The sequence below is a fragment of the Ferruginibacter sp. genome (genome assembly GCF_031430955.1).
GTDB lineage: Bacteria > Bacteroidota > Bacteroidia > Chitinophagales > Chitinophagaceae > Ferruginibacter.
On sequence record NZ_JANPCM010000290.1, the window covers coordinates 1 to 5,258 of the forward strand.

The following is a 5,258-nucleotide window of genomic DNA, read 5'->3' on the forward strand; positions in this document are numbered from 1 at the left end:
ACCATGTTTCCCGGTCGTTCTGCTCTTTTTGCCCCACTACACTATAAATATGCGCCATGCTCTCTCCTACCGTGTAGCTGCCAAACTCAGTAAAAATATGCGGCATCGGCACTTTACTTTTTTTACAGGCCACTTTAATATTACGCACAATTTCATTTATCATAAACTGGTAATCGTACTCAAAACCCAGCGAATGTTTTATTGGAAAGCCTCCACCAATATTTATAGAATCAAGCTCGGGGCAAATCTTTTTTAACTGGCAATACAAATTAATTACCTTGTTTAATTCACTCCAGTAATAAATATCATCTTTAATACCTTTATTTAAAAAGATGTGCAGCATCTTTAACTGAAAACGGTGTTCGTTACCTTCAATCTTATCTACATAAAATTCTAAAATATCTTTTGCTCTTATGCCCAGACGTGAGGTGTAAAAAGGAAAGTTAGGTTCTTCATCAGCCGCCACACGAATACCTAAATTAAAAGGCACTTTTACAGATTTAATGTAAGCCCTTAATTCTTCTACATTATCTAAAACAGGGATTACATTTTTAAATCCGCTGTTCAGCAATCCTGCAATACGGTTGGTGTAGGGCTTTTGTTTATAGCCATTGCAAATAACATAAGTATCTTTATTAACTTTCTTTTTGGCGTACAGTTTTTTAAAAATATCAATATCATAAGCATAAGAAGTTTCTAAATGAATATCATTTTTTAATGCTTCTTCTACAATAAAGGAAAAGTGAGAACTTTTGGTACAGTAACAGTAATTGTATTTGCCTTCGTACTTATGCCTTTTAAAAGCATTGGCAAACATTGTTTTTGCTTTATTAATTTGTTTGCCAATTTTTGGCAGGTAAGTAAGTTTTAATGGGGTGCCGTATTTATCTATCAGCGCTTTTATGTCAAGGTCGTTGTACTGCAAATACTCATTCTTAATTTTAAAATCTTCCTGCGGAAAGTTAAAGGTTTGCTGTACCAGGTCGTTGTAAGTATTATCCATTTACTGTTGAGGATTAATTACGGTTAGTAAAATTTTTTACAAATGTAGGCCATTGAAAATATTATGAATAAAAAAACCGGGTGTAATTTTTTTACACCCGGTTATAATAAAATGCTGAGCCAATAATTATTTTACCGACTCTATTAATTTTTTAAATGTTTCAGGCTCGTTCATTGCTAAATCGGCCAAAACTTTACGGTTTAAATCAATATTTTTTGTAGCTAATTTGTGTATGAATTCGCTGTAAGTAATACCTTCCGCCCTTACTGCTGCATTAATACGTGCAATCCATAAACCACGGTATTCTCTCTTTTTAAGTTTACGGCCTACATAAGCGTAGGTTTGTCCTTTTTCTAAAACGTTTTTGGCAACTGTATATACGTTTTTACGCTTGCCGTAAAAACCTTTTGCTTTTTTTAATATTCTTTTGCGGCGTGCCCTGCTGGCTACTGCATTTACTGAACGTGGCATATTCTAATTTTTTTAATTTTTGTAGTTTATTTTTCCTTTCGCTTTATCTCCCCTTCAGGGGATGGGGGGCTTATTTCAATCCCAGTAGTCTTTTTACAAAGTGCATATTAGCATCGCTAACCACACCGTCTTTACGCATGTTGCGCTTGCGTTTGGTACTTTTTTTTGTAAGAATGTGACGTTTGAAAGCTTTTTGGAAAGTAATTTTACCGGTGCCGGTAACTTTAAAGCGCTTTTTAGCGCTGCTGTTGGTTTTAACCTTTGGCATTATATAACTTGTTTTTAGTTACTCCCTGCTGGTGTTCCAAAATTTTGGAAACTTTTTGAACCTTGTGGGAAATGTTTAAAAAAGAGAACTGTTCTTTTTTGGGCGGCAAAGATAGGGAGGAAATGTTGAATATGGCACAATAAGGAGAAGTTTTTTAGCAAATCAATATACTTACCTCCAACGTAATATACTTCACTAAATTTATACAAAAATAGAATGCCGCATATCGCCATAATATCATCGAGTGTAAGAATAGACAGAAACAGCCACAGGGTTGCTTTATATTTTAAAAACTATCTGCAAACCAATAACCTGGCTACTGCCGAAATATTGGATTTAAAAGAATACAATTTTTCTTTGTTTGATGAACGTTTACGGTTACAAAAAAATCCCACTTCAGAGGTAATTGAATTTGCTGAAAAAATAAAAGCTGCGGATGGTGCATTAATTGTTACACCTGAATACAACGGAGGTTACCCGGCAAGTTTAAAAAATGTGGTAGATCTCTTGTATGATGAATGGCACCGAAAACCGGTAGCTATTTCAACAGTATCCGATGGTATTTTTGGTGGTACACAGGTAATTACGTCCTTACAATTCTCTTTATGGAAGATAAAGGCCTGGACGGTACCTGCCATGTTCCCCGTGCCAAAAGTAAGGGAGGCATTTGATGAAAACGGTACGCCTGCCGACAAAGCTGCAACGGATAAAAGAGCCGCAGGTTTTATAAACGAATTGCTGTGGTGCATTGAAGCCAAAAGCAAGATGAAAAACCCGTGATGCAAGGGTATGTTAATATAACTTTTCATATACTTTTTGGTCCGTAAATTCGTTGTTACAAAAAACTCATGCCCGTGCTTAAAAATATACCTGTTTTATTTTGCTTTTTGATAATTACAAATATGGTTATTGCACAAAAGCCTGCCACCAAGCCCAAAGAAATAACCGTACAAAAATTTAAACCACCCAAATTAAAAAGTTCGTTGGGCAGCCGGTCCGATTCTGCTGCAACAGTTTCGGTAGATGAAGCGGTTCAACTGGTTACAATGCCCTTAACCATTACCGACGATAAAAAAACTGTTTACACCATTTCCTCTTACCAGTGCATGTATAAAAGGCGTGCAGTAACAGAAAACGAAGAAACCGGAAAAGTATCACCCATTACCAGCATGGTGGCCAATGTTTTTAAAACCACTCCCCTGCCCGAAATTTGGAAAAAAACAATTACCGAACAATTAAAACCCGGCGAAGAAATATTTTTCTTTGATGTGGTGGTTAAAGATGCACAGGGCCGCTTAATGTTTGCACCTAATTTAAAATTAGTTATTCAATAAATGTTCGTCATAAGAAAAGCTACCGTTAAAGATATTCCGCTTATACGGCAACTTACTTTTGCTATTTGGCCACAAACGTACACCCAGCTTTTAACTAAAGAGCAAATTGAATATATGCTGCAGCTCATCTACAGCGAAACTTCCCTGCAAAAGCAAATGGAAATTGATGGTTGTACTTTCATTATTATTTATGAAGACAATAAGCCTGTAGCTTTCGCATCTTACAGTCAAACAAAACCGCAGGTTTGGAAGTTGAATAAAATTTATGTGCTGGCAACTCAGCAGGGAAAAGGCACCGGTAAGTTTATTATTAATTTTATTGTTGAAGAAATAAAACAGCAGAATGCGAAAGCCCTGCAACTGCAGGTGAAACGTGATAATCCTGCACAAGATTTTTATAAAAAAATAGGTTTTACTGTTATTGAAACCGCCGATTTTGATATTGGCAATGGTTATTTTATGAAAGATTATGTGATGGAATTGTCTTTATAAAATATTCATCCCCCTATGATGAGTATCTTACAGAACTACCTCTAAAAAAAAATCTTTTCTTTTTGGAAATGTCTTTTATTATTTTTTTTACCTTATGCTTATGCCATTTGCCTTAACACTCAAATAATTTGTTACCTGAATTAAACAGCATTCATTTATTCAAAAAGTGACAGGTTAGATACTACAACTCCAGCACACCCATCAATATGTTTAGAAACATAAGTACCAAAAAAAATACTCATTAAAAAAACCATTCGCCGGTTACCATATTAACAGTGCATGCTTCTGGCTGATGCTTTTTAATATAGGGTACTGATGTAACAGTTATTAGTTTTTCTGATGCAGCCCTTGCTAACGCTCTTCCAAGAATATCACCACCAATAATATCGGTATATGCTCCAGCAACGCCTGCTGTTAAAACATTTCGGTTGCGACGGTTTATGCCGCTTACATAATCACTCATAACAAATCCGTTGGCCTGCTTTTCAATTGCAATTAAGTTGCTTTGATGATATTTATATAACTCGCCTTTTTGGCAAATACCCCAAGGTTGTATACTATCTTTTCCGCTGACAATAATGACTGTTTTGTTTTTATTTGCTACAACAGTTTTAAAATCAATAATGGAAGGACTATTATTTAAAAATTCTTTAAAATTGGCATACGCACCTTCTTTGTATAAAGTATCTGTATAAATGGGTAGGTTAAACCGTTGCTGTTCTTTGCTTATTAATTGGGTAACTAAAAAGCTATTGGCTGTATCTGTAAAATTGCGGCCCTTATCAATGGTTGTTTGCAATAATAGTTGTAACGCATTTCTAATATTGCGGTAATGCATATTGATATCATAATTTACATCCCCTTCAATCAGCAGTGTATCAACTGCGGTCACAAAATTATAACTGTTACCATCTTTACTAATATAGGCATCCGCATTAAAATAAAGGTATGCCTTATCCCCAAATTCAAAAGGTCGTTGATTTATTCTTACGTTTTTTAAAACCCATAAAAAATGTACCCCATCTTTATTATAACTGCTTTCGTATTTTTTATTAATATAGCTTTGAAAATAACTTGTAAGCGGCATATCCGGAATTGCAGTTACTTTAGTTTCACCCAACCCTTTTTGTAAGTAACCAAGCCGGGTGCTATCCGGTACTACCTGAATTAAAGTAATATCTGCTATGGGGAATGTATTTTCAGGAAATCCCTTATCAGGAAATTTTTGCAATGGCACTTCTTTAGTTTTTTCTTTTGTTGCACCTTTATTATTTTTTTGTGCATTTGCAGCAGTTGAAATTAATAATAATACGGCAAGCAGATTAAAAATTTTAAATGTCATTAGTAGACTTTTTCGTTAATGAATTTTTACTGTGAGCTTTAATTTAGTAGCGATGATATAAAAATAAGAAATAATTGTATCACAAAGTATTGTCGCTATTGGTGTTTACTCAACCATCTTTAATTTTTCTCTTTTCTTTTTTTCTTGATAAAAAAAGAAACAAAAAAATCAAGGATAAAAGAATGGCTCCGCCCTTTTATCCCGCCAACGCCACATGAACACTCTGCTGAAATTTATTTACGCTGCAAATTGTTACATTACTGTAAGCGATTTCATTTATACATCTCGCCGCTCAATTTTCTTAACGCAATTTTTTCCGAGGCCCGTCCTTCAAAACTATTGGCTGAG

General features: G+C 34.8%; 7 protein-coding genes. 3 read left to right on the plus strand and 4 right to left on the minus strand.

The features are described 5' to 3' along the window. The 3 genes from ACY65O_RS08175 to rpmI form a co-directional block, all read right to left on the minus strand. Window positions 1-1,003, minus strand: a 1,003-nt coding sequence (locus ACY65O_RS08175) for a type III PLP-dependent enzyme domain-containing protein (RefSeq protein ID WP_462220365.1), incomplete at its 3' end; no start/stop codon positions are given. Window positions 1,004-1,129: 126 nt separating this feature from the next. Further along, the gene (rplT, locus tag ACY65O_RS08180; protein ID WP_462220366.1) at window positions 1,130-1,474 is read right to left on the minus strand and encodes a 50S ribosomal protein L20; all 345 of its coding nucleotides are present in this window, start codon (window positions 1,472-1,474) and stop codon (window positions 1,130-1,132) included. Between the two features lie 70 nt (window positions 1,475-1,544). Further along, window positions 1,545-1,742: a 50S ribosomal protein L35 gene (gene rpmI / locus ACY65O_RS08185; protein WP_462220367.1), complete on the minus strand. Its 198-nt coding sequence runs from the start codon at window positions 1,740-1,742 to the stop codon at window positions 1,545-1,547. A gap of 216 nt (window positions 1,743-1,958) precedes the next feature. Here rpmI and ACY65O_RS08190 point away from each other — a divergent pair, with 216 nt between their 5' ends. The 3 genes from ACY65O_RS08190 to ACY65O_RS08200 all read left to right on the plus strand — a co-directional run bounded on the left by ACY65O_RS08190 (window position 1,959) and on the right by ACY65O_RS08200 (window position 3,568). Beyond that, the gene (locus tag ACY65O_RS08190; protein WP_462220368.1) at window positions 1,959-2,522 is read left to right on the plus strand and encodes an NADPH-dependent FMN reductase; all 564 of its coding nucleotides are present in this window, start codon (window positions 1,959-1,961) and stop codon (window positions 2,520-2,522) included. Between the two features lie 122 nt (window positions 2,523-2,644). Further along, entirely contained in the window at window positions 2,645-3,076 is a 432-nt protein-coding gene (locus tag ACY65O_RS08195; protein WP_462220369.1) for a hypothetical protein, read from the plus strand. After that, window positions 3,077-3,568 carry a GNAT family N-acetyltransferase gene (locus ACY65O_RS08200; protein WP_462220370.1) on the plus strand — a complete coding sequence of 164 codons (492 nt, stop codon included), beginning with the start codon at window positions 3,077-3,079 and terminating at the stop codon, window positions 3,566-3,568. It begins immediately after the preceding gene. Window positions 3,569-3,809: 241 nt separating this feature from the next. On the opposite strand, the gene ACY65O_RS08205 is transcribed toward ACY65O_RS08200, so the two are convergent. Then, window positions 3,810-4,910, minus strand: coding sequence for a hypothetical protein (locus ACY65O_RS08205; protein WP_462220371.1), 1,101 nt, complete (start codon window positions 4,908-4,910; stop codon window positions 3,810-3,812). Window positions 4,911-5,258: the final 348 nt, after the last annotated feature.